At 56.9% G+C, this 24748-nt stretch carries 23 protein-coding genes; 8 read left to right on the top strand and 15 right to left on the bottom strand.

Annotated features, from left to right (window positions below):
- Positions 1-22 precede the first annotated feature (22 nt).
- Genes AC8GFP_RS03670 through AC8GFP_RS03640 form a run of 7 tightly spaced genes read right to left on the bottom strand, consistent with a single transcriptional unit; the run spans position 23 to position 6109 of the window.
- A complete protein-coding gene (locus AC8GFP_RS03670; RefSeq protein ID WP_506610325.1) occupies positions 23-547 on the bottom strand; it encodes a hypothetical protein in 525 nt (174 codons plus the stop codon).
- Positions 540-1457, bottom strand: coding sequence for a DMT family transporter (locus AC8GFP_RS03665; RefSeq protein WP_506610323.1), 918 nt, complete (start codon positions 1455-1457; stop codon positions 540-542). The genes AC8GFP_RS03670 and AC8GFP_RS03665 overlap by 8 nt, the downstream gene beginning before the upstream one ends.
- A complete protein-coding gene (locus tag AC8GFP_RS03660; RefSeq protein ID WP_506610321.1) occupies positions 1454-2323 on the bottom strand; it encodes an HTD2 family dehydratase in 870 nt (289 codons plus the stop codon). Before AC8GFP_RS03660 ends, AC8GFP_RS03665 begins: the two co-directional genes overlap by 4 nt.
- Positions 2324-2339: 16 nt before the next feature.
- Positions 2340-3515, bottom strand: coding sequence for an acyl-CoA dehydrogenase family protein (locus AC8GFP_RS03655; RefSeq protein ID WP_506610319.1), 1176 nt, complete (start codon positions 3513-3515; stop codon positions 2340-2342).
- A 51-nt stretch (positions 3516-3566) separates the two neighbouring features.
- Positions 3567-4829 (bottom strand): Y-family DNA polymerase, encoded by a 1263-nt coding sequence (locus tag AC8GFP_RS03650; protein WP_506610317.1) that lies wholly within the window; start codon positions 4827-4829, stop codon positions 3567-3569.
- Complete coding sequence (locus tag AC8GFP_RS03645) at positions 4826-5665, bottom strand: endonuclease (protein ID WP_506610316.1); 840 nt, start codon at positions 5663-5665, stop codon at positions 4826-4828. The genes AC8GFP_RS03650 and AC8GFP_RS03645 overlap by 4 nt, the downstream gene beginning before the upstream one ends.
- Positions 5666-5668: 3 nt before the next feature.
- Positions 5669-6109, bottom strand: a complete 441-nt coding sequence (locus AC8GFP_RS03640; protein ID WP_506610314.1) for a LexA family protein — start codon at positions 6107-6109, stop codon at positions 5669-5671.
- 97 nt (positions 6110-6206) lie between these two features.
- Between AC8GFP_RS03640 and AC8GFP_RS03635 the strand changes: the two genes are divergently transcribed.
- Positions 6207-7202 carry a phosphotransferase family protein gene (locus AC8GFP_RS03635; RefSeq protein WP_506610312.1) on the top strand — a complete coding sequence of 332 codons (996 nt, stop codon included), beginning with the start codon at positions 6207-6209 and terminating at the stop codon, positions 7200-7202.
- Complete coding sequence (eno, locus tag AC8GFP_RS03630; RefSeq protein WP_506610310.1) at positions 7199-8485, top strand: phosphopyruvate hydratase; 1287 nt, start codon at positions 7199-7201, stop codon at positions 8483-8485. The genes AC8GFP_RS03635 and eno overlap by 4 nt, the downstream gene beginning before the upstream one ends.
- An 18-nt stretch (positions 8486-8503) precedes the next feature.
- Here the strand turns inward: eno and ahpF are convergent, their stop codons facing one another.
- From ahpF to AC8GFP_RS03605, 5 genes are all read right to left on the bottom strand, one after another.
- Positions 8504-10093 carry an alkyl hydroperoxide reductase subunit F gene (ahpF, locus tag AC8GFP_RS03625; protein WP_506610308.1) on the bottom strand — a complete coding sequence of 530 codons (1590 nt, stop codon included), beginning with the start codon at positions 10091-10093 and terminating at the stop codon, positions 8504-8506.
- 22 nt (positions 10094-10115) lie between these two features.
- Positions 10116-10679: an alkyl hydroperoxide reductase subunit C gene (ahpC, locus tag AC8GFP_RS03620; protein WP_506610306.1), complete on the bottom strand. Its 564-nt coding sequence runs from the start codon at positions 10677-10679 to the stop codon at positions 10116-10118.
- Positions 10680-10814: 135 nt separating this feature from the next.
- Positions 10815-11141 carry a hypothetical protein gene (locus AC8GFP_RS03615; RefSeq protein ID WP_506610305.1) on the bottom strand — a complete coding sequence of 109 codons (327 nt, stop codon included), beginning with the start codon at positions 11139-11141 and terminating at the stop codon, positions 10815-10817.
- A gap of 235 nt (positions 11142-11376) precedes the next feature.
- On the bottom strand, positions 11377-12063 hold the full coding sequence (locus AC8GFP_RS03610; protein WP_506610303.1) for a GntR family transcriptional regulator: 687 nt from the start codon (positions 12061-12063) through the stop codon (positions 11377-11379).
- Between the two features lie 30 nt (positions 12064-12093).
- Positions 12094-13818: a 2-hydroxyacyl-CoA lyase gene (locus tag AC8GFP_RS03605; protein WP_506610542.1), complete on the bottom strand. Its 1725-nt coding sequence runs from the start codon at positions 13816-13818 to the stop codon at positions 12094-12096.
- A 147-nt stretch (positions 13819-13965) separates the two neighbouring features.
- Here AC8GFP_RS03605 and AC8GFP_RS03600 point away from each other — a divergent pair, with 147 nt between their 5' ends.
- The 5 genes from AC8GFP_RS03600 to AC8GFP_RS03580 all read left to right on the top strand — a co-directional run bounded on the left by AC8GFP_RS03600 (position 13966) and on the right by AC8GFP_RS03580 (position 19692).
- Complete coding sequence (locus AC8GFP_RS03600) at positions 13966-15534, top strand: class I adenylate-forming enzyme family protein (RefSeq protein ID WP_506610301.1); 1569 nt, start codon at positions 13966-13968, stop codon at positions 15532-15534.
- A gap of 46 nt (positions 15535-15580) precedes the next feature.
- Positions 15581-16168, top strand: a complete 588-nt coding sequence (locus AC8GFP_RS03595) for a QcrA and Rieske domain-containing protein (protein WP_506610299.1) — start codon at positions 15581-15583, stop codon at positions 16166-16168.
- A 39-nt stretch (positions 16169-16207) separates the two neighbouring features.
- Positions 16208-17944: a PQQ-dependent dehydrogenase, methanol/ethanol family gene (locus tag AC8GFP_RS03590; protein WP_506610297.1), complete on the top strand. Its 1737-nt coding sequence runs from the start codon at positions 16208-16210 to the stop codon at positions 17942-17944.
- Between the two features lie 92 nt (positions 17945-18036).
- Positions 18037-19356, top strand: coding sequence for an MFS transporter (locus AC8GFP_RS03585; RefSeq protein WP_506610295.1), 1320 nt, complete (start codon positions 18037-18039; stop codon positions 19354-19356).
- A 54-nt stretch (positions 19357-19410) separates the two neighbouring features.
- The gene (locus AC8GFP_RS03580; protein WP_506610293.1) at positions 19411-19692 is read left to right on the top strand and encodes a hypothetical protein; all 282 of its coding nucleotides are present in this window, start codon (positions 19411-19413) and stop codon (positions 19690-19692) included.
- Here AC8GFP_RS03580 and AC8GFP_RS03575 read toward each other — a convergent pair.
- From AC8GFP_RS03575 to AC8GFP_RS03565, 3 genes are read right to left on the bottom strand one after another with little or no spacing between them, the layout of a single operon-like run.
- Positions 19671-21308: a long-chain-fatty-acid--CoA ligase gene (locus AC8GFP_RS03575; protein ID WP_506610291.1), complete on the bottom strand. Its 1638-nt coding sequence runs from the start codon at positions 21306-21308 to the stop codon at positions 19671-19673. The genes AC8GFP_RS03580 and AC8GFP_RS03575 overlap by 22 nt on opposite strands.
- A gap of 28 nt (positions 21309-21336) precedes the next feature.
- Complete coding sequence (locus AC8GFP_RS03570; RefSeq protein WP_506610289.1) at positions 21337-22515, bottom strand: acetyl-CoA C-acetyltransferase; 1179 nt, start codon at positions 22513-22515, stop codon at positions 21337-21339.
- Positions 22516-22556: 41 nt separating this feature from the next.
- Positions 22557-23336 carry an SDR family NAD(P)-dependent oxidoreductase gene (locus tag AC8GFP_RS03565; protein ID WP_506610288.1) on the bottom strand — a complete coding sequence of 260 codons (780 nt, stop codon included), beginning with the start codon at positions 23334-23336 and terminating at the stop codon, positions 22557-22559.
- Positions 23337-23438: 102 nt separating this feature from the next.
- On the opposite strand from AC8GFP_RS03565, the gene AC8GFP_RS03560 reads away from it, so the two are divergent.
- On the top strand, positions 23439-24734 hold the full coding sequence (locus AC8GFP_RS03560; protein WP_506610286.1) for a serine hydrolase domain-containing protein: 1296 nt from the start codon (positions 23439-23441) through the stop codon (positions 24732-24734).
- Positions 24735-24748 lie beyond the last annotated feature (14 nt).

Here is a 24748-nt window from a genome sequence, read left to right as displayed (position 1 = left end):
ATGAATCACCCAACAAGCGGCTTCATGGTTGTGCTTTCCTCACGCACTGCAAGGTTTGATGCCAAAACTGTGCGCCAGAGCCGCCATACTCAATCGGCAAAATACTCATCATGTTGTAGTGCATGGTTTCCAGTTGCTTGATCCGGTGATAGTTCATCATCCCACGGCGCCCCATTTCTAAATAGGCTTGGCAGTTGGCCTCAATTTCCGTGATTTCTGGATTTTGAGCATGGGCGCATTCATGGAAATAAACAAAATCCCATATGGTCTGTGATCCTTGAATCGATTTTTCATGGGCGGGCTGGTCAAAAATAATCGTTGGCCAGCCGTTTTCATCCAAGCGCATCACGGCCACAGCTTTGCCCAACTCCGGGTGACGGTCTTTGACATCGGCGTATTTGTTCCAAATTTCTGTCGCAAAACCTGTCTTGCCATTGACCGTGACAGGGCACTGCACCACATCACCCGTTGATATTTCAAAAGCATGAATACTGATACTGCCCATCAATATCAGAACTGCTGCAACTGATCGGACTAAATTAAGCACGGGAAGACACCGCAATACCGCCGACGATCAAGACAAACGCCAACGCGTGGTACAGATGCGGCGCATCTCCTAAAAGCATCGTAGACATGAGGGCTGCGAACAAAGGTGTAAGGTTCGCAAAAAAACCGGCGATGGCAGGTCCAACTCTTTGAATGCCGATGCCCCAACTGCGATAGGCCAACAAGGCAGGTCCCAAGGCCACATAAAGCAAAGCACTGGCCAAGGGCCAACCCCATTCAATCCGAGGGTTGATGCTCAAATGCCATTCCAGCGCCGTGAACAAACCGCACCACAGCAAACCAAAAAACATTTGGGCCATCAAGAAATTAGCCCAGTTGTGTCGTATCTCTGGTGGATCGTTAGGCAGCGACAACAACCAGCTGTAAGTGGCCCAGCAAATCACGGCGATCAGAATGTAAACATCACCAATCACTGGCTCCAGTTGCAGCAAAGTCTGCCATTCGCCCCGCGCAAGCACGCACAAGACTCCTGCAATCGACAAAGAGGCACCCCAGACTTGTCGATGCGTGATCTGCTGCTTGAACCAGATGGCACCAATGGCCAACATGAACACGGGCACACTGGAGCCCACCAAAGTCACATTGATGGGCGTGGACGTGTGCAAGGCCAGGTATTGAAAACTGTTGTAACAACCAACGCCCAACAAGCTCAAGACCGCATAACGCCTCCAGTGAGACCACAAAGGACTATGGGGTAACAACACACGCCAGGCCCAAGGCATCAGCAATGCAGATGCCAACACCCAGCGAAAAAAATTCAAAGTGATCGGCGGTACCATGTCTGCAACCAAGCTTCCCAACACCGCATTGCCGGCCCAAACCAAGGGCGGCAACAACAGCAATCCGACCGTGCCCGGCGATAACAACTCTGCTTTGGCAGCGTCGGTCATGCCCATCGAGCCAAAGCTTGCATCGCCAAACCACCGGCGCCATTGGCCACCCAAAGCGCGGCTTCATGGCTACCTTCAGCGACACCACAAACAGAAAAAGCATCAGTGTCAAAAATGGGGCTGACTGCTTGGTAATTGAAGTGCGTCAATCGTGCGTTGGGTTGGTGACGGTGCAGTAACTCAAGTTGCAGCGTCGCCAACAAGGGGCCATGCACCACCAAGCCCGGGTAAGCTTCGACTTGTGTGGCGTAATCTCGGTCATAGTGAATCCGGTGACCGTTGAATGTCAATGCTGAATACCTGAACAACAACACGGGGTCTGGACTGACCTGCTCGCACATGGTGTGATCGGTACGCGCCACTTGCGCCTGCAACTGCGCGGCTTGTGGCAGTGCAGCGCCTCGGTAAACAATGTCATGGTGCTCGGTGAGGGCCAAACCCTCGCGCGTCATGTAGTCGTGCTGAACATCAACGAAAACCAAGGGCCCAGTTCGCCCCTGCTTGGGCTTGATCTGACGGATGGTGGAGATGCGCGTGACTTGGTCACCCACTTGCAACGGAAAAAAGAAATCGAGCCGCCCCCCTGCCCACATTCTTAGCGGAAGGGACACAGGCGGCAAAAAACCACCCCGCAAGGCGTGTCCATCAGGTCCGATGAGATGACGCGGTGTGTGCTGATTGAAATAAACCCAGTGCCAAAGCGGTGGCACAAAGGCCAAAGACTTGGTTGAATCGCGCTGACCCAAGGTGGCCGCCAAAGCACTCAGTGGTGCGCTGGTGATGGTATCAGTCTGTTCTGCCGTGCGCCCGACCCAATCCATCAAGTGGGCGAAATCATCAGGAGTTTGGCTGTTGATCACTGACATTGTCGCGCTTGCCTGCTCAGACACCATAGGACCGCGGCATGTGCAACACATGTTCGGCCACATAAGAGAAGATCATGTTGGTGGAAATTGGTGCAACTTGGTAGAGACGGGTTTCTCTGAATTTACGCTCGATGTCGTAGGCTGTGGCAAAACCAAAACCACCATGCGTTTGCATGCACACATTGGCAGCCTCCCAAGAGGCCTTGGCCGCCAAGTACTTGGCCATGTTCGATTCTGCGCCGCAAGCCTCATGCGCATCAAACAAGGCACACGCCTTGAAACGCATGAGATTGGCCGCTTCGGTTTCAATGTAGGCATCAGCAATTGGAAACTGAACGCCTTGGTTTTGTCCGATCGGGCGATCAAACACCACGCGTTCGTTGGCATAGGCACAGGCTTTGTTGATGAACCAATACGCATCCCCTATGCATTCAGCTGCAATCAAGCTACGTTCTGCGTTGAGACCATCCAAAATGTATTTAAATCCCATGCCTTCTTGCCCAATCAATTGCTCAGCAGGAATTTCCAGACCATCAAAAAACACTTCGTTGGTTTCATGATTGACCATGTTGGCGATGGGACGAATCGTCATGCCGCTACCCAGTGCTTGTTGGATATCGACGATGAAAATCGACATGCCCTCAGAACGCTTTTGCACTTCGTTCAAGGGCGTTGTACGCGCCAACAAAATCATCAGGTCTGAATGCTGAATTCTTGAAATCCATACCTTCTGACCGTTGACAACATAGCGGTCGCCTTTCTTGATGGCGGAGGTTTTGAGTTTGGTGGTGTCAGAACCGGTGTTGGGTTCGGTCACTGCCATGGATTGCAACCGCAACGCCCCACTGGCAATGGCTGGCAGGTACTGCTTTTTTTGCGCCTCTGAGCCATGACGCAGCAGGGTCCCCATGTTATACATTTGCCCGTGGCAAGCACCGGCATTGCCGCCTGACAAATTGATTTCTTCCATGATGACAGAGGCTTGCGCCAAACCCAGACCTGAGCCGCCATACGCTTGGGGTATCAGCGCGGCCAACCAGCCTGCTTGGGTGACGGCATCGACAAAGGCTTCTGGGTAGCCACGCTGGTGGTCAATCCCCTGCCAATAGGCGCTGTCGAACTGTTTGCACAGATCGCGCATGGCTTCACGCAGTTCTTGAAATTCGTCAGCCTTGGGCAGAAAAGGTGGCATTGAAGTCTCTGAAATCATCGATGGTCAATGCTAACAAGCAAATGAACCCGTTCACGCCAGGGGCAGCGTGTCCCAGTTGGTGGTGTAGTTGGGCGACTTGCGCTCTTGCCGCATTTGCCAGCCCGTGTGCGCCCCTTGGGTGGACACCTTCACCGTGCCGCGCCCATAGCGTTGGTTGAGTTTGTCCAAGGTGGTCATCAAGCGCGTGTCGGTGGCTTGGGGCGGTTCAAGCCAATCGGTTTGGTAGCGCCCCACCGGCGAAATATCACCCAGCATGACACCGGCTTTTTTGTACGCGTAGCCGGGCTTGAACATGCGCCCCACCAAATGGTCGGCCCAGCGGTTCACCACCAGGCTGTCGTTGGTGGGTTGTGGCAGTGGCACCGTGATGCAAGGGTTGTACTGCGGCAGGTCTTTGCGAAATCGGTTGGTGTGCAAAAACACTTGCAACAAAGCAGCATGCGAGCCTTGGGCACGCAGCTTGACGCAGGCATTGGCCACAAAAGTGCTCATCGCGTCTTTCAACACCGCCACGTCTGTCACCGTGTTGCCAAACGAGCGGCTGCTGATGATTTGTTGTTTGTCCGGCACCGCCTCTTGCAAATCCACACAGGCCGTGCCTTGCAACTCGCGCTGTGTTTTTTCCAGCACCACGCCAAACTCGGCACGCAAGGTGGCGGTGTGCGCGATGCGCAGGTCTTGCACCGTGTAGATGCCGTGCTCGGCCAATCGCGCACTGATGCGCCGCCCGACACCCCAAACCTCGCCCACCTCGATGCGGCTGAGCATGGTTTCTTGTTGCACCTCGCTCAGGTCGTTGAAATTGAACACGCCTTTGGAGCGCGGGTGTTTTTTGGCAATGTGGTTGGCCAGCTTGGCCAGTGTTTTGGTCGGGCCCATGCCCACGCACACCGGGATGCCGGTCCACTGCATCACCCGCTCGCGCATTTGGTAGCTCACCTCTCGCAGCTTGGGTGTGCCGGTCAAGTCAACGAAGCACTCGTCGATGGAATACACCTCGTGCCGTGGTGAATAGGTGCTGAGGATGGACATGACCCGGTTTGACATGTCGGCGTACAACGCGTAGTTGGAGCTCAGGGCCACGATGCCGTGTGTGTCGGCCAAGTCTTTGCATTCAAACCAAGGCTGGCCCATGCGCACCCCCAAAGCCTTGGCCTCGTTCGAGCGCGACACCGCGCAACCATCGTTGTTGGACAAGACCACCACCGGCACGTTTTTCAAGTCGGGGCGAAACACCCGCTCGCAACTGACGTAAAAGTTGTTGCAGTCCACCAAAGCCAACTGCGTGGTCATGTGGCCACCGGCTCTAAGCGCACGCTTTGCAGCATGATGGGTTTGACCAAAATTTTGTAGCTGTCCAAGTCGAAATCGGTGGGCTTGAAATCCACCAACGGCGCCGTGTCCCCTGCACGCGAGCACCAGGTGCCCAGATAGCACCAGTTGTTGACGCGGTGTTTTTGCACCCAATCAGCCGTGGTTTCAATCAGGTCCACCGCGCCGCTGAACGGCCACACTTCCACCTGGGAATCGACCAAGGCCGACAACAGCCGCGCGTCGTGCACGGCGCGGTCTTCTCGGCCGACACACGCACCCAAACAGGTTTTGATTTGCAAACCAAAGCAGCCGCGTGCCGATGTTTTTTCCAAGCCCAAGGTGGCCAAACACAAGCGGTGTTGTTGCGCCAGTTCTTTGAGCTTGCCGGTGGCCGCGTGCCGGGATGAAAACAAACCATACAAACCCGGCGTGGCCCCCAGGTGCACCGACTGGCCATCGACGATGAGTGGCACCTGGCCTTGCGGCGTGGTGTGCAACTGCAGCGCACACAGGCTGCGCACACGGCGCAAGCGCTGGTTGAACAAGGGGTGCTGGGTTTTGATGAGCCGCGACTCCAGGAGCAGTGCACCGATTTCGCCAGCGGTTTCAATCACGTCGATGCGCTGGGTTTGCGCCATCATGCTGGCCTCGTCAGGGGCTCGCAGGTGGCTCAGGACACGAGCGCGGATGTCCACGCTTTTGCCGATGTACAAGGGCAACTGGCCTGCGCCTTGGAAGATGTAGACGCCCGCCCCGCGTGGCAAAGCCGCCAGGTTGTCGGGGGCCACGCTCAAGCCTGTGTGCACCGCCGCCATGGTTTAGCAGAGTTTGTGGATGTTGTTGGTGACCACACCCCAGACGATGAAGTCGTCTTCTTCTTTGATGAGCCGGGGCGGGTACAAGGGGTTTTCGGCCATCAGCTTGACCACACCGCCTCGGCGGTACAAACGCTTGACGGTGAACTCGTTGTTGAGTTGGGCGATGACGATGCTGTTGTGCTTGGGGTCGATGCTGCGGTCCACCAGCAGCGCATCGCCTTCGTAGATGCCAATCCCCGTCATGGAGTCGCCCTTGACGCGAAAGATGTAGGTGGCATCTTTGTTGCGAATGAGTTGCTGGTTCAGGTCGATGCGCTCTTGCGTGTGGTCGGCCGCCGGTGATGGAAAACCGGCTGGCATGGTGCTGCTGCACACGTCCAGCCACAACTGGCTGGACACCACGGGCACGGGCAAAGCACTGGAAATGGACTTGGAAGACATGGCGCCATGATACTGGATGGATAAACAGTCTTTTGAATACCGTCGTTCTCAAAGCATGGCGCGAAAGCGGTGTCAAACCGCCATTGATAATGAGGCGATGCAACAAGAGATCCGCAGCGCCATTGAACAATCAGGCATTGGTCAAGGCCAGGCGCTGCGCCACATGGTGCAGCTGACTGGCGGCGTGTCATCGGACATTTGGCGCATCGACTTCGAGGACCACAGCGTCTGCGCCAAGCGTGCCTTGGCCAAACTGAAGGTGGCCGCCGATTGGCACGCCCCGCTCAGCCGCAACGCCTACGAATACGCCTGGTACGAAGTCATCTCGCCGCTGTTTCCACACGCCGTGCCGCGCATGTTGGGCCGCGATGAAGCCTCGGGCATGTTTTTCATGTCCTATTTGGACGCCGACACGCACCCGGTGTGGAAAGCGCAGCTGCTGCAAGGCCAGATCAACCCGGCGTTCGCTGCGCAAGTGGGCCAAACCTTGGGTCAAATGCATGCGGCCACGGCCCACAACCCCAAGCTGGCCCAACGCTTTCAAAGCGATGCTGAATTTCATGCGTTGCGCCTCGAGCCTTACTTGCTGGCCACCGCCCAACGCCACCCTGCCCTGGCCCCGCGATTGCACGCCATCCACCAACAGACCGCCGATGGGCACCTGGCGCTGGTGCACGGCGACATCAGTCCGAAAAACATATTGATGGGGCCGCAAGGCCCGGTTTTCTTAGATGCCGAATGCGCTTGGTACGGTGACCCGGCCTTTGATTTGGCTTTTGGCTTGAACCACCTGCTGCTCAAAGCGGTGCACATGCCGCAGCACCAAGGCGTGCTGGCCGACAGCTTCACGCAGTTGTCGCAGGCCTATTTGGCGCACGTGAATTGGGAGCCGGTGGCGGTGTTCGAGCAACGCGCTGCCCAACTCTTGCCCGCCTTGTTGTTGGCCCGGGTGGACGGCAAGTCCCCGGTGGAATACCTCACCAGTCCCCACACGCAAAACCAAGTGCGGCAGATTGCCACGCATGGCTTGCAACACATCTACACCCACTTGCAACAGGTGCTTGCCACCACTTTGAAAGCCCTTGCCCCATGAGCCGCATCCAATCCGTTCAAGCCCGCACCGTTTGGGACTCCAGAGGCTTGCCCACGGTGGAAGCGCAGGTGACGCTCAGCTCGGGCTCATCCGGTCGGGCCATCGCACCGGCTGGGGCCTCCACGGGCGCGGGTGAAGCCAAAGAGTTGCGCGATGGTGGCCGCCGTTTCAAAGGCATGGGTGTGACGCAAGCGGTGCGCATGGTGAACGAACAGATCGCACCGGCTTTGCAAGGCTTGGACATCCACAACCAAGCCCTGATTGACCAGACGATGTGCCAGCTTGATGGCACAGCCCACAAATCACGCTTGGGTGGCAACAGCACCACGGCCGTGTCGCTGGCGTGTTTGTGGGCCGCCAGTGCGCAGGCCGACCTGCCCTTGTGGCGTTATTTGTCGGGCAATGATGACGTGACCTTGCCCTTGCCTGAAATTCAAATTTTTGGCGGCGGCGCACACGCCAAAGGCAGCGTGGACTTGCAAGATTTTTTGGCACTGCCGCATGGGGCTAGCAGCTTTGCCGAGTCCTTGGCTTGGGTGGCCGAGGTCTACCACGCGGCGGGCAAAGACCTGAACCAACGCGGCAAGAACCTGGGCGTGGCCGATGAAGGCGGCTTTTGGCCGCAGTTTGGTTCCAACGAAGGCGCGATTGAAGCCTTGCTCAAAGCGATTGAACAAGCGGGCTTCAAACCCGGTGAGCAGGTGTCGATTGGTTTGGATTTGGCCGCCACCCAATACCACCACGAAGGCATTTACCACTGGCGCAGCGAAGACCGCCGCTTCGACCGGGACCAACTCTTGCAGGTCTATGAACGCTGGGTCCACGACTACCCCATCGTCTCGATGGAAGATGGGTTTGCCGAAGACGATATCGAGGGCATGCGCAACATGACGGCGCTGTTGGGTGAACGCTTGCAAATCATTGGCGATGATTTTTTTGTCACCCACGCCCCGCGCATTGCCGAGCGTGCTGCCTTGGGCGCTTGCAATGCGGTGCTGATCAAGCCCAACCAAGTGGGCACCGTCACCGAAACCATGCAGGCTGTGGCCACCGCCAAGCAACACCACTTGGACAGCATCATCTCGGCGCGTTCGGGCGAAACCGAGGATGTCAGCATCGTGCACCTGGCCGTGGGCTGGGGTGTGCCGCAGTTGAAGGTGGGCAGCTTTTCACGCTCGGAGCGCATGGCCAAGTGGAACGAAGGTTTGCGCATCGAAGAATCGCTGGGTGTGCACGCTGGTTTTTCAAACCAGCGATTGTTTGCGTGGTTGGCCCAACCCTGATGCAGGGCGGGACGGTTTTCAAACGGTGGCGATTTCTTCTTCCATCTGCACCACCGGTGTGCGAATCAGGTAGTCGAAGGCACTGAGGGCGGCCTTGGCACCATCACCAGCGGCGATGACGATTTGTTTGAAGGGCACGGTGGTGGCGTCACCCGCGGCAAACACGCCAGGCAAATTGGTGTGGCCTTTGGCGTCCACTTCAATCTCGCCAAACTTGCTCAAGTGCACAACGCCTTTCAAAAACTCGGTGTTGGGCACCAAACCGATTTGCACAAAAACACCTTCCAGTGCCAGGTTGTGCTCTTCTTGGCTGACGCGGTCTTTGTAGCGCAAGCCATTCACTTTTTGACCATCGCCGGTGATTTCCGTGGTTTGGGCATTCACATGGATGCTGACATTCTTCAAGCTCTTGAGCTTGCTGACCAAGACCGCATCGGCTTTCAAGGCATCGGCGAATTCCACCAAGTCGACGTGCGCCACCACACCAGCCAAGTCGATGGCGGCTTCCACACCCGAGTTGCCGCCGCCAATCACGGCCACCTTCTTGCCCTTGAACAAGGGGCCATCGCAATGCGGGCAATAGGCCACGCCTTTGTTTTTGTACTGCTGCTCGCCCGGCACATTGACGTTGCGCCAGCGTGCGCCGGTGGACAACACGACGCTGCGTGACTTCAGCACCGCGCCATTGGCCAAGTGCACTTGCACCAAGCCGCCTTCACTGGTGGCGGGCACGATTTTCTCGGCGCGTTGCAAATTCATGATGTCCACTTCATAGTGGCGCACCTGGGCTTCCAACGCGGCGGCGAATTTGGGGCCATCGGTTTCCAGCACCGAGATGTAGTTTTCTATGCCCATGGTGTCGTTCACCTGGCCACCAAACCGCTCGGCGGCCACGCCCACGCGAATGCCTTTGCGGGCGGCATACACGGCAGCGGCTGCGCCAGCGGGGCCACCGCCCACGATCAGCACATCGAACGGGTCTTTCTCATTCAACTTGGCCGCGTCACGCTCGGCCGAACGCGTGTCGAGTTTGCCCACGATTTCTTCCAAGCTCATGCGGCCTGAGCCAAACACCTGGTCGTTGATGTAGACCATGGGCACGGCCATGACTTGGCGCTCTTCCACCTCGGCTTGGTTCAAGGCGCCATCGATGATGGTGGTGGTGATGCGCGGGTTGTAAATGGCCATCAGCGTGGCGGCTTGCACCACGTCGGGGCAGTTGTGGCAGGACAAGGACATGTAGACCTCGAGGTTCATGTCCGCGTCCAAAGATTTGATTTGGTCCAACACGCCCTGCTCGACCTTGGGCGGATGACCGCCGGTCCACAACATGGCCAAAACCAAGGAAGTGAACTCATGACCCAATGGAATTGCCGCAAAACGAACACCGTGGGTGTCGCCCTCTTTGGCGATCACAAAAGAGGGTGTGCGTTTGTCAGCACCTGCTTCTTGGAAACTCACTTTGTCAGAGAGCGTCGCAATCTCTTGCAGCAGATCACGCATTTCAGCGCTGGCGGCGCTGTCGTCAAGCGTGGCGATCAAACGGATCGGCTGGCGCAGGTTTTGCAAGTAGGCTTGCAATTGGGTTTTCAAGGCGGTATCGAGCATGGCGTTGTCTCAGTTCTGAAAGTTAGATCTTGCCAACCAAGTCCAAGGATGGGGTGATGGTTTTGGCGCCTTCATTCCACTTGGCAGGGCAAACTTGACCGGGGTTGGCGGCGGTGTATTGCGCGGCTTTGAGCTTGCGCAAGGTTTCTTTCACATCGCGAGCGATTTCGTTGGAATGCACTTCAGCGGTTTTGATGACGCCTTCGGGGTTGATGACGAAGGTACCGCGCAAAGCCATGCCGTCTTCCTCAATGTGCACGCCAAAAGCGCGTGTCAATTGGTGTGTCGGGTCGCCAATCAAGGGGAACTTGGCCTTGCCCACGGCAGGGGAAGTTTCATGCCACACCTTGTGGGCGAAATGGCTGTCGGTGGTGACGATGTAAACCTCGGCACCGGCCTTTTGGAACTCGGCGTAGTTGTCAGCCGCGTCTTCCACTTCGGTGGGGCAGTTGAAGGTGAAGGCGGCGGGCATGAAAATCAAAACCGACCACTCGCCTTTGAGGGACTCGTTGGACACCTGCACGAACTTGCCGTTGTGGAAGGCTTGGGTTTTGAAGGGTTGAACTTGGGTGTTGATGATGGACATCTGGTTTCCTTTGAATGGTTGATAAAAGCTATCGAATGAGAAAAACTCATTGATGCGAATCATAGTGGGGTTTCGGGTAAACCCTGATTGTTTGTCTCAATCACGGTCATTGCGAGGGCCTAATGCCCCAACGGCTCAGCGCTGTGGGTCAAAGCAGATGGCTTTGTTGCCGGGGATGGTGACGGCTTGCCCGAAGATGAATTCGTCTTGAACGATGTTGAACACGCTGCAGTGCTTGAGACCGCGGGGCGTGTTGAACACCATGTTGCATTGGTAGTTGCCCGCTTGGTTGCGGCCCCACTGTGCTTTCACAAAGCGCACCTTGTCCAAGGGTACTTTGTAGCCCATGGCCACGCCCAGAAGGTCGTGCTTGCCGTAGCCCGTGATGCGTTTGCAGTTGTCAGGGGTGTTGAACAGCATTTTGGGTGGGGGCAAGCCTGCTTGAACTGAGTTGTCAGCCAAGCACCACCAAATGCAAAGAACAACGAGATTGCGCACCTGTACCACCTTTGTAGCGCCAAGGATAGCCGCTTTGCCTCAGCGGCTTGCAAGCCCAACGCGCCTTCACGTCCCACCCAACCCACGGCCAAACCGGCATGGGCTTGACCTTGGTGGTGCGCCACGAACAAAGCCACGGCACCGCTGGATAAGAAACAAACCAAGTTCGTTAAAAGGCCATGCGGGTGACCGAAGCGGGTCAACCTGCCGATGAAGCTTGAGGATCAGTGAAATCAGCGCCAATGCGCTCGATGATGAAGGCAGCCGTGGTCATGATGTGCTGCCGCGCTTGGGATTCGGCTTCATCGGCGTTGCCAGATGCAATGGCCTGGAGCATGATGTCGTGGTGATCCCACACATCGCGCGGTTTTTCATCGCGCATAAGCACCTCGCCCATCACGCGTTGCGTGTAGGTCCAATAGGTGTCCATCGTGGGTGAAATCAGGGGGTTGTCCGACAACGAATAGACAAACTGATGAAAAGCTTTGTCGGCATTGATCAGGTCGCGCACCTTGCCGGTTTTCACGGCATCTCGGCCTTTGTCAATGTAGGCAGGTCCTTTGGCAGCTGCCACGCTTGCATTGAGTTCAGCGGCTTTGCGAAAGGCCAAGCCTTCCAACACCGCCCGCACTTCGTACATCTGGTTGATGTAGGCCGGGTCGAGTGGGGCCACAATCAAGCCACGACCGGGTGCGTCACGCAACAAGCCTTGGTTGCGCAACAGCAGCAACGCTTGTTGCACAGGCTGGCGAGACACACCCAATCCAGTGGCCAATTGTTCTTGAATGATGCGGGTACCGGGGGTGAGTTTGCCGGTGGCAATTTCCACCAAGATGGCTTCTAGGACTTGTTCAGCCAAGTTGGGCTGGATAGACAACATCTTCATACAACTCTCATTTTTTCATCACGATTGAGATCACGCACTTTGAGGGGTGCCCCCTTGTCGCCAAGCACGCTCCAGATCATCCCATGAACTGAGTGCTTGGAGGTCCGGCACCCAAGCAAGACCTGACTTAGCGTCGGATGAAACAGCTTCGGGCGTGACCAGCACATCCAACAAGGCAGGCAAGTTTTGCAATGCTTTTTCAATGGCTGCGGGCAAATCTTCGGCTCGCTCGACGCGTTGGGCATGCATACCAAAGGCTTGGGCCATGGCCGCATGGTCTGCAAATTGCAATCGGGTACCCACCACCTTGCCATGGGTTTCTTGCTGGTCGCGCACTTCAATGGCCCAAGCGCCGTTGTTGGCCACCACAATCAACACGGGGGCTTTGTGCCGCACAGCGGTGTCGATTTCCATGGCGTTGAACCCAAAAGCGCCGTCACCGGTGGCCACCACCACGGTTTTGTCAGGACACGCCAAACTGGCAGCAATGCCAAAGGGTGTGCCAACACCAATGCAGCCCAAGGGTCCGGGGTCCAGGTAATGCGGCGAAGACAAACCCACCCGCGCAAAGCTCAAAAAATCACCGCCATCGGCGACCACCACCGAATCGGTTGGCAAGGCTTCACGCAGTGCGGCCAACACGCGGTTGGGGTGCATCAAACCATCGCTGCCGGGCGCTTCTTGTTGCATGCTTTGCTGGAGTTTCTCAACGCGTTGCAGGTGCTTTTGACGCAATCCCGCAGACCAGGCTGTGTCAGTGGCCGGTGTTTGGTGTTGGCCTTGCTTCAGCAGGGCTTGCAAACTCAGATTGACGTCGCCTAGCAACTCCACATCCGCACGTCGGTTGTCACGCAACTCGGCCGCGTTGTCGCTCAAGCGAATGAACTTGACCGGGCCAAACACAGCGGGCGAGCCAAAGGCCAATTGAAAGTCGAGTTTGCGTCCCAGTGTCACCACCACATCGGCCGATTGCATCACTTGGCCGCGCATGGCCGCCACCACGCTGTCGTGGCTGTCGGGCACCAAGCCCCGGCTCTCACCGGTGTCCAAATAGACCGCACCGAGTGTTTCCAAAAGCTGCTGCAACGCAACTGAACTGCCCCGCGCACCACGGCCGGAAATGAACAGGGGCCGTTTGGCTTGCCACAGCAGATTCACAGCGGCTTGCACATCGGCTTCATCGGCCGTCAAGCGCGGCAAACGCACGGGTTTGAAATACTCGGGCAACAACACCGCAGGGCTGGGTTGACGGCGCAACACATCGACCGGGAAATCAATGAACACCGGACCACTTTCACCGCCCTGCCCCATGGCGCAGGCCAGGGCTTCATACAAGTTCGACAAGACCAAATCGGGGTGACGTACGGTGCGGGCAAAGCGGGTGATGCTTTGGACCAAGGGGATGTGCGACATGTCTTGCAAACCGCCACGGTGTTCTTGTGCCATGGGCGGGGTGCCTGAAATGACCAGCACCGGGGCCCGCGCCACATGGGCGTTGGCGATGCCGGTGATGGCGTTGGTCACGCCCGGTCCGGCGGTCACCAAGGCGACGCCCGGACGCCCGGTCAACTCGGCTTCGGCATGGGCCATGTAGACCGCAGCCCGCTCATCCCGGGTGTCAATGATGCGAATGCTGTGCGCATCCAAGCGCATCCAAATCGGCATGATGTGGCCCCCGCACAATCCGTAAACCCTTGTCACACCTTGATTTTTTAAAAAAAGTGCGATCAGGTCTGCGACGCTTTCAGGTGACATCTGTGGGTTACTCAGTGGGCTGTGTGTCAAGTTCATGGTGCAAAGTTTGGTCAGGGGTCTAGGGATAATACCGATCGAATTCTGAATTCAGAATACTATATTTCGGGTTCCCGCAGAAATCAAGTTGTCAAAAACCCGAGACCACCAGTGAGACAGTTGTTCAATATTTCCGAGATGCTGCAAACCCATGCGCGGTTGCGGCCCAACCACATCGGCGCGTGTGACAGCCAACGCCAACTGAGCTACCGCGCATGGAACCAGCGGGCCAGCGCTTTGGCCAGTGGACTGCTAGAACATGGTTTGCAAGCAGGTGAACGGGTGGCCGTGCTGGCCTACAACCGCATTGAGTGGCTGGAGTTGTATGTCGCCTTAGCCCGCGCAGGTCTGGTGGCCCTGCCCCTGAACTTCCGCTTGGTCAGCGACGAACTGGCCTACATCCTGAAAGACGCTCAAGTGAGCGCCTTGGTTTGTGCCCATTCCTTGCAAGACAAGGTGCTGCCCATCACGGGCAGCTTGCCGCTGAAAGCTTGTGTGCAAATGGACGACCCCACCGAAGCAGGCTGGATCGACTATGAGGCGCTGATTCAACACGCCACGGTACGCACCCATTGGCCTCGGGTGGACCCGAAACGAACCTGCGCCCTGATGTACACCTCGGGCACCACCGGCAAACCCAAGGGCGCGATTCGCAGCCACGAGGCCAGCACCTTGATGGCCTATGCCACAGCACTGGACATGGGCTTCAAGGTGAATGACAAAGCCTTGTTGGTCATGCCCTTGTGCCATGCCAACTCTTTGTACTTTGCCAACACCTTCATCCACTTGGGTGCCTGCATCGTGGTGGACGACCGTGCCAGCTTCGACCCCGAGCATTTGCTGATGCTGCTGTCCAAGCACGAGATCACGTTCACGTCCATGGTGCCCACGCACTACATCATGATGCTGGCCTTGCCCGAAGAGGTGAAAAAGAAATACGCCACCCAAAGTGTGGGCCGCTTGTTGGTGTCGTCAGCCCCTGCCAATGCCAGCTTGAAACGCGCCATTCAACACATGTTTCCCAACGGCCAACTCTATGAGTTGTACGGTTCCACCGAAGCCGGTTGGGTCACCTTGTTGCGTCCCGACGAACAGCTGCGCAAGCTGGGTTCGGTGGGCCGCGAATGGGTTGGCAGCGGCCCCATCAAGCTGTTGGATGCACAGCGCCAAGAAGTGCCCGACGGTGAAGTGGGCGAGTTGTACTCCTGCACCTCTTATGCCTTTGAAGGCTATTGGGGATCGCCCGAAAAAACCGCTGAGGCTTTTGCAGATGCTTGGTGCTCGGTAGGTGACATGGCCATGCGCGACGCCGATGGCTTCATCTGGCTGATGGACCGCAAAAGCAACATGATCATCAGCGGCGGCGAAAACATTTACCCCTCCGAAGTGGAAGCCGTGTTGTGCGCCCACCCTGCGGTGCAAGAGGCCGCCGTGATTGGCATCCCGCACCAGAAATGGGGCGAGACCGTGCTGGCCGTGGTGGTGACCAAACCTAGCCAAGACTGCAGCGCCGACAACTTGAAGCAATGGTGCAAAGAGCGTTTGGCAGGCTTCAAACAGCCGCGCCAGATTGAATTCATCAGTGCCCAAGACATGCCGCGCACCGCCACCGGAAAAATTGTGCACCGCCGCTTGCGGGATTTATTGGCGCCGCGTCTGACTGAAACCGCCACCAACTGATCCCCTTTCACTTCTCTCAAAACACCACTCCATCACCACGATCAACATGAAAAACGTTAGCTCCTCTTCTTCTTGCTGCGGCTGTGCGCTCAACGACCAAGGCTTTGACCCAGAGCGCCGCCAAGCCATCCAATGGGTGTCGATGGGTTTGTCCACGCTGCCTTTCATGGGTGCTGCCGCAATGGCTGCCGATGCCGCACCCATGCTGTTGGTCGATGCCGATGCTGAATCGAATTTCAAACCCTTGCGGCCAAGCGATCTGGCCATTGGCAAACCCATGCTTGTTTATCCATTCGATACCAAAACAGGTGAACCGAAAAATACATCACGCGCCAACAAATTGGTGGTGATTCGCTTGCCAGAGGACCAAATGGCCACGGCCACCAAGGCCCGTTCAGTAGATGGTGTTTTGGCTTATTCAGCACTTTGCACCCATCAGGCCTGTGATGTCAAAACCTGGATCTCCAAGGAAAAAGTCTTGGTCTGCTTTTGCCATGCCTCCAAGTTCGATCTGCTGGATGGCGCCAAAGTCGTTGATGGGCCCGCCTCTCGGCCTTTGCCCAGTTTCAGCTTGAAGCTTGAAGGCGAATTTCTTGCAATTGCACCCAGTTCCCCCGCCAACCAGGGCTCCTAAGCCTGGTTATTTCCAAGACTCACTTTCAGGAGAAAAACCATGAGTCATTTGATAAAGAAGCTGTCCATCGCAGTGATCGGTGCTTGTGCCATCATGGCGCATGCCGACACCAAGCTTGGCCCCTACGAACCCGTGACCGATGCCAGGCTGATCAATCCAGAAGCCAAGAATTGGCTGATGTACCGAGGCAACTACCAAGGTTGGGGCTACAGTCCGCTGGAAAAAATCAACACAGGCAATGTGAAAAAACTTGAATTGGCCTGGTCCTTTGCAACAGGTACAACCGAGGGTCACCAAGCCCCTCCCATTGTGAACAATGGCTACATGTACATCACCACCCCCAATGGTCAGGTGATTGCTTTGAATGCCATCACGGGTGAAGAACTCTGGCGCTACAAAAAAGAAATCCCCGCTGACTTGCTGATGTTGCACAACACCAACCGAGGTGTCGCACTGTATGGCGACAAGGTTTATGTGGGCACTGTGGACTCCCACCTGATCGCGTTGGACGCCAAAACTGGCAAAGTGGTTTGGGACACGACCGTTGGCGATGTGAAGGCATTGCACTACATCACCCTCGCACCCTTGGCCGCCAAAGGCAAAATTCTGGTGGGTTCCTCCGGTGGCGAAACCGGTGTGCGTGGCTACGTGGCCGCTTTTGATGCCAACTCGGGCAAAGAAGTCTGGCGCACCTACACCACAGCGGCCCCCGGTGAACCTGGCGGAGATACATGGCCTGGCGACAGCCACAAAAATGGTGGTGGCAGCGTCTGGATCACAGGCACATACGACCCTGCAACCAATATTGCTTATTGGGGCACGGGCAACCCTGCGCCCTGGCCCACAGAAGGCCGTGATGGTGACAACCTCTACACCACCTCCACCATTGCTGTGGATCTGGACACCGGCAAAATCAAGGGCCATCATCAGTACCACCAAAACGACGCATGGGATTGGGATGAGGTCAGCGCACCTGTGCTGATAGACACCAAAATCAACGGTCGCAATGTCAAGGGTGCCGTGCACGCAGGTCGCAATGGCTACCTTTGGATGCTGGAGCGTCAAGCCAGCGGCAAGATCGACTATGTCAACGGTGTTCCTTATGTCTACAACGATGTGTTCAAAAGCATCGACAAAAAAACGGGTCGTCCTACCTATGACATGAGCAAAAAGCCTGGTATGGGCAAAGCTGTCACCTTCTGTCCCTCCTTGTGGGGTGGCAAAGACTGGCCGCCAGAAGCATGGAGTCCCAAAACCAAGCTGTTCTACATTCCCGCCAACAACCACCTGTGCTCTGAGTTGCCAGCAGCAGAGGCCTCTGTATACAAAAAAGGAGATCTCTACATTGGTTATCCCATCGATGGCGTGTTGGGCAGTTTGCGCTACGAAGGTGGCAAAAAACCAAACAGCATTGGTGAGTTGCAGGCCTGGAACCTGGAAACAGGCAAATTGGCCTGGTCCTACAAATATGACCGTGCCATTTGGGCCCCACTCTTGACCACAGGCGGCAACCTGCTCTTTGCAGGCGGTACCAACGATCGTGAATTCCGCGCCTTCGATGCGGCCAATGGCAAGGTCCTTTGGAAATACAAAATGCCCTCTGGCGTGACTGCTGTGCCTTCGTCCTATGAAATCAATGGCGAGCAATTCATCGCAGTGCAAGCGGGTTGGGGTATTGATGCCGAGCGTATGCAGTCGGGCATCAACACACTGAACAACACCAAGTTGGTTGTACCTCAGGGTGGCACCTTGATGGTGTTCAAACTCCCCAAATAAAGTCTTGACTTGAGTGAGTGATATCGGCCTCGTCCATCCTGGCGAGGCCGATTCGTGTGAATTCCCAATTTCAAATAAACCAGGAGTCCTTCATGGCTGTTAGTTCTGACGCTCAAGCTGTCGATCAATACACACAGCGCGCAGCCGTCTACAAAAAAGCCGCGTGGCGCATCGTGCCCTTTTTATGTTTGTGCTTGGTTGCGGCATACCTCGACCGGGTCAATGTGGGCTTTGCCAAATTGCAAATGATGGATGACTTGGCCTTTAGCAACACAGTCTATGGCATCGGTGCTGGCATCTTTTTTTTAGGCTATGTCATTTTTGAAGTCCCCAGCAACATGTTGTTGCACAGGGTGGGCGCAAGCATGTGGATCGCTCGGATCATGATCTCTTGGGGTCTGATAGGTGGGGCGATGGCCTTTGTGCAAAACGCCACCCAGTTTTATATTCTTCGCTTTTTGCTGGGGGTCGCCGAAGCCGGGTTCATCCCTGGCGCTTTCTATTTTTTATCCTGTTGGTTTCCCGCAGATTGGCGTGGGCGCATCATCGCCTTGCTTTTGTCGGCATTGCCCCTGTCTAGTATCTTGGGCGGACCTTTGTCTGGCTACATCATGGTCCAATTTGACGATGTGGCTGGTCTGAGCGGCTGGCAGTGGTTGTTTTTGATTGAAACCACCCCCTCCGTGATTTTGGGTTTGATGGTGACCCGCATTCTGGTGAATTCTCCCAAAGAAGCGCATTGGCTCAGCGATGCGGAGAAGGCGATCATCAGCGAGGATTTAGCGCGTGAAAACAATGCCAAACAATCGCATTCATCGGCCAGCAGCGCTTTCAAAAGCCCATTGGTTTGGCAACTCAGTGCCGCCTATTTCTGCATTGCAAGTTCGATTTATGTGTCCATTTTTTGGATGCCTACCCTGATCAAACAACACGGCGAAACCGATGTGATGCGGATTGGCTTACTGACGGCAATACCTTACATCGTGGCTATTTTGGCCATGTACTTTTGCAACACGAGTTCAGATCGGCGCGGAGAACGTCGCTACCACACCGCCATTCCCGGCTTGGTCGCAGCAGCGGGTTTGATCTTGAGTTGGATGCACTTTGACAGTCTGGCGTTCACGATGCTGGCATTGACCATGGCGGCAGCGGGTGCCTCTGCCACCCAAGCTGCTTTCTGGAGTGTGCCGCCCTCGTTTCTAACGGGTGCAGCCGCGGCCGTAGGCTTGGCCATCATCAACTCCATCGGCAATATCGCCGGATTTGTCAGCACAGCGGCTGTTGGCTGGATTGCAGACTTGACCGGCAACGCGCAAAACAGCCTGATCATCTTCAGCGGTTTGGCTATCATCGGAGCCTTGTTGATTTTGAGATTGCCTGCGCACTTGATCAATCACCAAACCACAAGCTGAGCTTTCTCATGAGGGCTCTGCCTTTTTTGAATACCACTGTGTTGATTGGCCCGCGTGAACTGGCTTTTGCGAATTTTTGTCTTGCTGATGGCGGGCTTCATGCTGCTGCTGGTGCTGCTGCTGTCATTGGCAGGGCTGGCGTTCAGCCTGCTGCGCTGGTTGTTCACCGGTCAAAAACCGCAAATCGCCGTGATTTTTCAGGCCTACCGCCAATGGCAGCAACAAGCCGCCAAGCAGATGCACCGACGGTCGCCCGCTGAAGATGTGATCGAAGCCGAGGTGCGCGAACTGCCGCCCGAAGAACCCATCAAGCCTTACATCGAAGACAAGCGGTGATTTTTGTACTGCTCGCGCAGCTTGGTTTTCAAAATTTTGCCGGTGGCTGTGTGCGGCAATTCATCCACAAACAAAATCTCATCGGGCAGCCACCACTTGGCCAAGCGCGCCGACAAATGGCTGGTCAGGTCTTCGGCACTCACCTGCGGTCCTGCCCGGCGCACCACCAACATCAAAGGGCGTTCTTGCCACTTCGGGTGGGCCACACCAATGACGGCCGATTCGGCCACACCGGGGTGTGAATTCGCGCACAACTCCACATCAATGGATGAGATCCATTCGCCACCCGACTTGATCACATCTTTGGCACGGTCCACCAGTTGCAAATAACCATCGGGGTCGATGGTGGCCACGTCCCCTGTAGGAAAGAAGCCTTCGGCGTCCAACACCTGGCCGCCTTCGCTTTTGAAATAACCGCTGGTGACCCACGGGCCACGCACATGCAAGTGGCCAAAGGCCACACCATCCCAAGGCAGGGCTTGGCCGTGTTCATCAACGATTTTCAAATCCACGCCCCACACACCTCGCCCTTGCTTGAGCTTGGTTTTCACCAAGTCTTCAGCGGACACATGCGCATGTTTGGGCAAGAGTTTGCTGATGACGCCAATGGGGCTGGTCTCGGTCATGCCCCAGCCCTGCACCACCTCAGCGCCAAATTGCTGCTCAAAACGCTCCAGCATGCTGCGGGCCACCGCCGCGCCGCCAATGCCCACGCGTTTGACGCCCAAGCTTTTCGGGTCAAGCTCGGGGTGCGCATCCAGGTACTGAAACAACATCAACCACACCGTGGGCACACCTTGTGAAAAAGTAACCCGCTCTTGCAGCATCAAATTGAAAATACTTTCGCCGTCCAGGTGCGGTCCGGGCAACACCAGCTTGGCCCCGACCATGGCGGCGGCATACGGCGCACCCCAGGCATTGGCATGGAACATGGGCACGATCAAGAGCAAGGTTTCAGCAGAGCTGATGCCAAAGGTGTCGGGCGCGAGTTCCATCAAGGTGTGCAACATCGTGGAACGGTGGGAATACAGCACGCCCTTGGGGTTGCCGGTGGTGCCCGAGGTGTAGCAAAGCGAAGAAGCGCTGCGCTCCTCGAATTCGGGCCAGGTGAAGCGGGTGCTTTGCGCGGCCATCAGCTCGTCAAAGCAATGCAGGTTGGGCAAGTCCAGCTCGGGCATGTGGGCGCGATCGGTCATCACCACATAGTGCTTCACCGACTTCAGCGATGGCGCGAGTTGCGCCACCAGCGGCGCAAAGCCCACATCGAAAAACAGCACCTGGTCTTCGGCGTGGTTGATGATGTAGTCGATTTGCTCTGGGAACAAACGCGGGTTGACCGTGTGCAAAACCGCCCCGCTGCCCGAGACGCCGTAATACAAAGACAAATGCCGGTAGGAGTTCCAAGCCAGTGTGCCCACCCGGTCCCCGGCTTGCACGCCCAAGACCTGCATGGCCTGCGCCACTTGCCGTGACAAGAAACACATGTCACGCCAGTTGGTGCGGTGCACCGTGCCCTCGGGCAAGCGCGAAACGATCTCGGTGGCCGGGTGGAAGGTGGCGGCGTGCTCGACCAAGGAAGAAATCAGCAGCGGGCGGTCTTGCATCAATCCGAGCATGGTGATGTCTCCTTTTTAAACGCTCAAATCAGAGGCGTTCGATGATGGTGACGTTGGCCATGCCGCCGCCTTCGCACATGGTTTGCAAGCCATAGCGTTTGCCGCGTTGCGCCAAGGCATGAACCAGCGTGGTCATGAGCTTGGTGCCTGACGCGCCCAGCGGGTGACCCAAGGCAATCGCACCGCCGTTCACGTTCAACCGCGCCGGGTCGGCACCCAGGCTTTTCAGCCAAGCCAAAGGCACCGAGGCAAAGGCTTCATTCACTTCATACAGGTCGATGTCATCGACCTTCATACCGGCTTTTTTCAGGGCGCGTTCGGTGGCGGGAATCGGCGCTTCGAGCATGATGACCGGATCGTGGCCGATCATGGTCATGTGGTGAATCCGGGCCAAAGGCTGCACGCCCAAGGCTTTCAAACCGCGTTCATTCACTACCATGACGCCGGTGGCACCATCGCAAATTTGGCTGGCATTGGCCGCGGTGATGACGCCGCCTTCTTGCAGCAACTTCACACTTTGAATGCCTTCAAGCGTGGCTTCGGCGCGGATGCCTTCGTCGGCGGTGTGCATCTCGCCCGAGGCTTGGCCTTCGGTGTTGAGCACGGCCACCGGCAAGATTTCATCTTTGAAGGCACCCGATTGCGTGGCGACCAGTGCCCGCTGGTGGCTGAGCAGCGCGTAGCTGTCGAGTTCGAGTTTGCTCAGGCCGTATTTTTGAGCCATCATTTCGGCGCCCACAAACTGGCTGAACACCTGGTCGTTGTAACGCTTGTTCATCAGCGGGCTTTGGTAAAAACCCATGTTGGCTTTTTGCGCCAAGTAGCTGGTGCTGAACATGGGCACGCGGGTCATGGATTCCACGCCCGCCGCAATCACCACATCCATGCTGCCGGACATGACGGCCTGCGCTGCGAAGTGGATGGCTTGTTGCGAGGAACCGCATTGCCTATCGATGGAGGTGCCGGGCACCGACTCGGGCAAGCGCGAGGCCAACACCGCATTGCGGGCCACATTCGTGGACTGCTCGCCCACCTGGCTGACACAGCCCATGAACACGTCTTCCACCAGTGCGGGGTCGGCACCGGTGCGGTCCAGCAAATCGTTCAAGACCTGGGCGGCCAAATCCACAGGATGCCAGCCGGATAAACGACCACCTCTTTTGCCACCGGCGGTGCGGGTGGCGCCCACGATGAATGCTTCAGACATCTTGTCTCCTTTGTCAATGTTTCGGTGGATTGTGCCCGCCCTCAGCGGGGAGCCATGCGGATGGCACCGTCAATGCGGATGCACTCTCCATTCATGTACTGGTTGGTCAACAGCAACTCGGCCAAATGGGCGTATTCGTCGGGCTGGCCCAAGCGTTTTGGAAACGGCACGGATGCGGCCAAGGCTTCTTTCACGTTGTCGGGGGCGGCTTGCAACAGGGGGGTGTTGAAGATGCCCGGCAAGATGGTGTTGACTCGGATGCCCTCGCCCATGAGGTCGCGGGCGATCGGCAAGGTCATGCCCACGATGCCTGCCTTGCTGGCCGTGTAACTGGCCTGGCCAATTTGACCGTCTTCGGCGGCCACTGACGCCGTGTTGACGATGGCGCCGCGTTCGCCTTCCAGCATGTCCAGGGTCATCATGCCAGCGGCTGATTTCGCAATACAGCGAAACGTTCCGACCAAATTGATTTGGATGATGCGGTCGAAATTGGCGGTGGGAAACGTGCGAATTTCGCCGGTGGTTTTGTCGCGGCTGGCGGTTTTGATCGCGTTGCCAGTACCGGCGCAGTTCACCAAGATGCGTTCTTGCCCGAGTGCCGCGCGGGCTTTGGCAAAACCAGCGTCCACCTGCTCTTCGCTGGTCACATCCACTTGGCAAAACACGCCACCAATCTCTTTCGCCAAGGCCTCGCCCAGCTCGGCATTCAGGTCAAACAGCGCGACTTTCACGCCATGCCCAGCCAAACGGCGGGCGGTTGCCGCGCCCAGACCAGAAGCCCCGCCCGTGACGATGGCCGACAAGTTTGCATTCAGTTTCATCAGGGTCTCCATTGTGTTTTTTCATTACTCAGCTTGAGAGCTTAAGGGATGCGGCATCTGCTAACCTCTTTGAACCTTCACCAACTGTCTACGGAGCGACTCATGCCCCTGAACCCTTTCTCAAGCGGCCGCCGTGCTTGCCTCCACGCCGTTTTGGGCAGCTTGCTGCTGACGGGTTTGGCTGCCCCGCTGATGGCCGCCGACATCCCCACAGCCTCCCCGGCTTCCAAAGGTTTTTCGGCCGAGCGCTTGGCCCGTATTCGCCCGGTCATTCAGGCTGAAATCGATGCCAAAAACATGCCCGGCGCGGTGGTGGTGGTGGCCCGCAAAGGGGCCATCGTCTATTCAGACGCGATTGGTGTGAAGCAAGACGCCATCTTCCGCGCCTATTCCATGACCAAGCCCATGACCTCGGTGTTGGCCATGATGATGGTGGAAGAAGGCCAGTTGCAACTGGCCGACCCGGTGTCCAAGTTCTTGCCCGCTCTGGCGCAAATGCAGGTCTTGGCCAACCCGGCCGACCCAGCCAGCACCACCGTGGCTGCTGCCCGGCCCATCCTCGTGCACGATTTGCTGCGCCACACCTCGGGCCTGACCTACGCCGAATTCACCCGATCTGCGGCCATGCGCAATGCCTACATCAGCGCGGGTTTGTTTTCCAACGAAGTGCCGTCCTTGTGGATCACCCTGAGCCCGGAGCAACAAGTCGCCGCCTTTGCCAAAGCGCCCTTGCAGTGGCAACCCGGCAGCACCTGGGAATACAGCTTGTCCACCGACTTGTTGGGTCGGGTGCTGGAAGTGGTGGGCAAAAAACCTTTGGGGGTCTTGCTGCATGAGCGCCTGATCAAACCCTTGGGCATGAAAGACACGGCGTTTGTGGTGCCTGCCAACCAAGTGCACCGCATCGCCCAGCCCTTGGCCATCGACCCTCTCACGCAAAAACCCATGGCCCCGATGCTGGACCTGACCCAGGTGCAAGGCAATGACGCCGGTGGTGCCGGACTTGTGACCACCGCCGCCGACTACCTGCGCTTTTGCCAAATGCTGTTGAACAACGGCACTCTGGATGGCCGCCGCTACATCAGCCGCACCACCTTGGCGCTGATGACCTCGGACCACTTGGGCCCCAAAGTGGCCACGCCTTTGCAGCCCGGAGAGTTGCTGATGGGTGTGCAGGGCTACACCTTTGGCCTGGGCTTCATGGTGCGCCAAGGCCCGGGACTGGCCAGTGTGCCCGGCTCTGAAGGTGACTACGCCTGGGCCGGTGCCGGTGGCACCTTCTTCTGGATTGATCCGAAAGAACAAGTCATCGGTTTGCTGATGGCGCAAACCCCTGGTCCGATTCGCCAGTACTACCGCCGCATGATCAAACAATTGGTCTACCAAGCCTTGGAATAACTTTTTGCCAGCCT

The sequence above is a fragment of the Limnohabitans simekii (SeqCode) genome (assembly GCF_965234735.1).
GTDB lineage: Bacteria > Pseudomonadota > Gammaproteobacteria > Burkholderiales > Burkholderiaceae_C > Limnohabitans > Limnohabitans simekii.
The sequence above is the reverse complement of the archived record's forward strand: the minus strand, read 5'-3'. Positions and strand labels throughout refer to the sequence as shown.

Bases quoted from the DNA above. Each gene is read 5' to 3' on its own strand.
- AC8GFP_RS03665 (WP_506610323.1), bottom strand. From the start codon at position 1,457: ATGACCGACGCTGCCAAAGCAGAGTTGTTATCGCCGGGCACGGTCGGA.
- AC8GFP_RS03660 (WP_506610321.1), bottom strand. From the start codon at position 2,323: ATGTCAGTGATCAACAGCCAAACTCCTGATGATTTCGCCCACTTGATG.
- AC8GFP_RS03655 (WP_506610319.1), bottom strand. From the start codon at position 3,515: ATGCCACCTTTTCTGCCCAAGGCTGACGAATTTCAAGAACTGCGTGAA.
- AC8GFP_RS03650 (WP_506610317.1), bottom strand. From the start codon at position 4,829: ATGACCACGCAGTTGGCTTTGGTGGACTGCAACAACTTTTACGTCAGT.
- AC8GFP_RS03645 (WP_506610316.1), bottom strand. From the start codon at position 5,665: ATGGCGGCGGTGCACACAGGCTTGAGCGTGGCCCCCGACAACCTGGCG.
- AC8GFP_RS03640 (WP_506610314.1), bottom strand. From the start codon at position 6,109: ATGTCTTCCAAGTCCATTTCCAGTGCTTTGCCCGTGCCCGTGGTGTCC.
- AC8GFP_RS03635 (WP_506610312.1), top strand. From the start codon at position 6,207: ATGCAACAAGAGATCCGCAGCGCCATTGAACAATCAGGCATTGGTCAA.
- eno (WP_506610310.1), top strand. From the start codon at position 7,199: ATGAGCCGCATCCAATCCGTTCAAGCCCGCACCGTTTGGGACTCCAGA.
- ahpF (WP_506610308.1), bottom strand. From the start codon at position 10,093: ATGCTCGATACCGCCTTGAAAACCCAATTGCAAGCCTACTTGCAAAAC.
- ahpC (WP_506610306.1), bottom strand. From the start codon at position 10,679: ATGTCCATCATCAACACCCAAGTTCAACCCTTCAAAACCCAAGCCTTC.
- AC8GFP_RS03610 (WP_506610303.1), bottom strand. From the start codon at position 12,063: ATGAAGATGTTGTCTATCCAGCCCAACTTGGCTGAACAAGTCCTAGAA.
- AC8GFP_RS03605 (WP_506610542.1), bottom strand. From the start codon at position 13,818: ATGTCACCTGAAAGCGTCGCAGACCTGATCGCACTTTTTTTAAAAAAT.
- AC8GFP_RS03595 (WP_506610299.1), top strand. From the start codon at position 15,581: ATGAAAAACGTTAGCTCCTCTTCTTCTTGCTGCGGCTGTGCGCTCAAC.
- AC8GFP_RS03590 (WP_506610297.1), top strand. From the start codon at position 16,208: ATGAGTCATTTGATAAAGAAGCTGTCCATCGCAGTGATCGGTGCTTGT.
- AC8GFP_RS03585 (WP_506610295.1), top strand. From the start codon at position 18,037: ATGGCTGTTAGTTCTGACGCTCAAGCTGTCGATCAATACACACAGCGC.
- AC8GFP_RS03575 (WP_506610291.1), bottom strand. From the start codon at position 21,308: ATGCTCGGATTGATGCAAGACCGCCCGCTGCTGATTTCTTCCTTGGTC.
- AC8GFP_RS03570 (WP_506610289.1), bottom strand. From the start codon at position 22,515: ATGTCTGAAGCATTCATCGTGGGCGCCACCCGCACCGCCGGTGGCAAA.
- AC8GFP_RS03565 (WP_506610288.1), bottom strand. From the start codon at position 23,336: ATGAAACTGAATGCAAACTTGTCGGCCATCGTCACGGGCGGGGCTTCT.
- AC8GFP_RS03560 (WP_506610286.1), top strand. From the start codon at position 23,439: ATGCCCCTGAACCCTTTCTCAAGCGGCCGCCGTGCTTGCCTCCACGCC.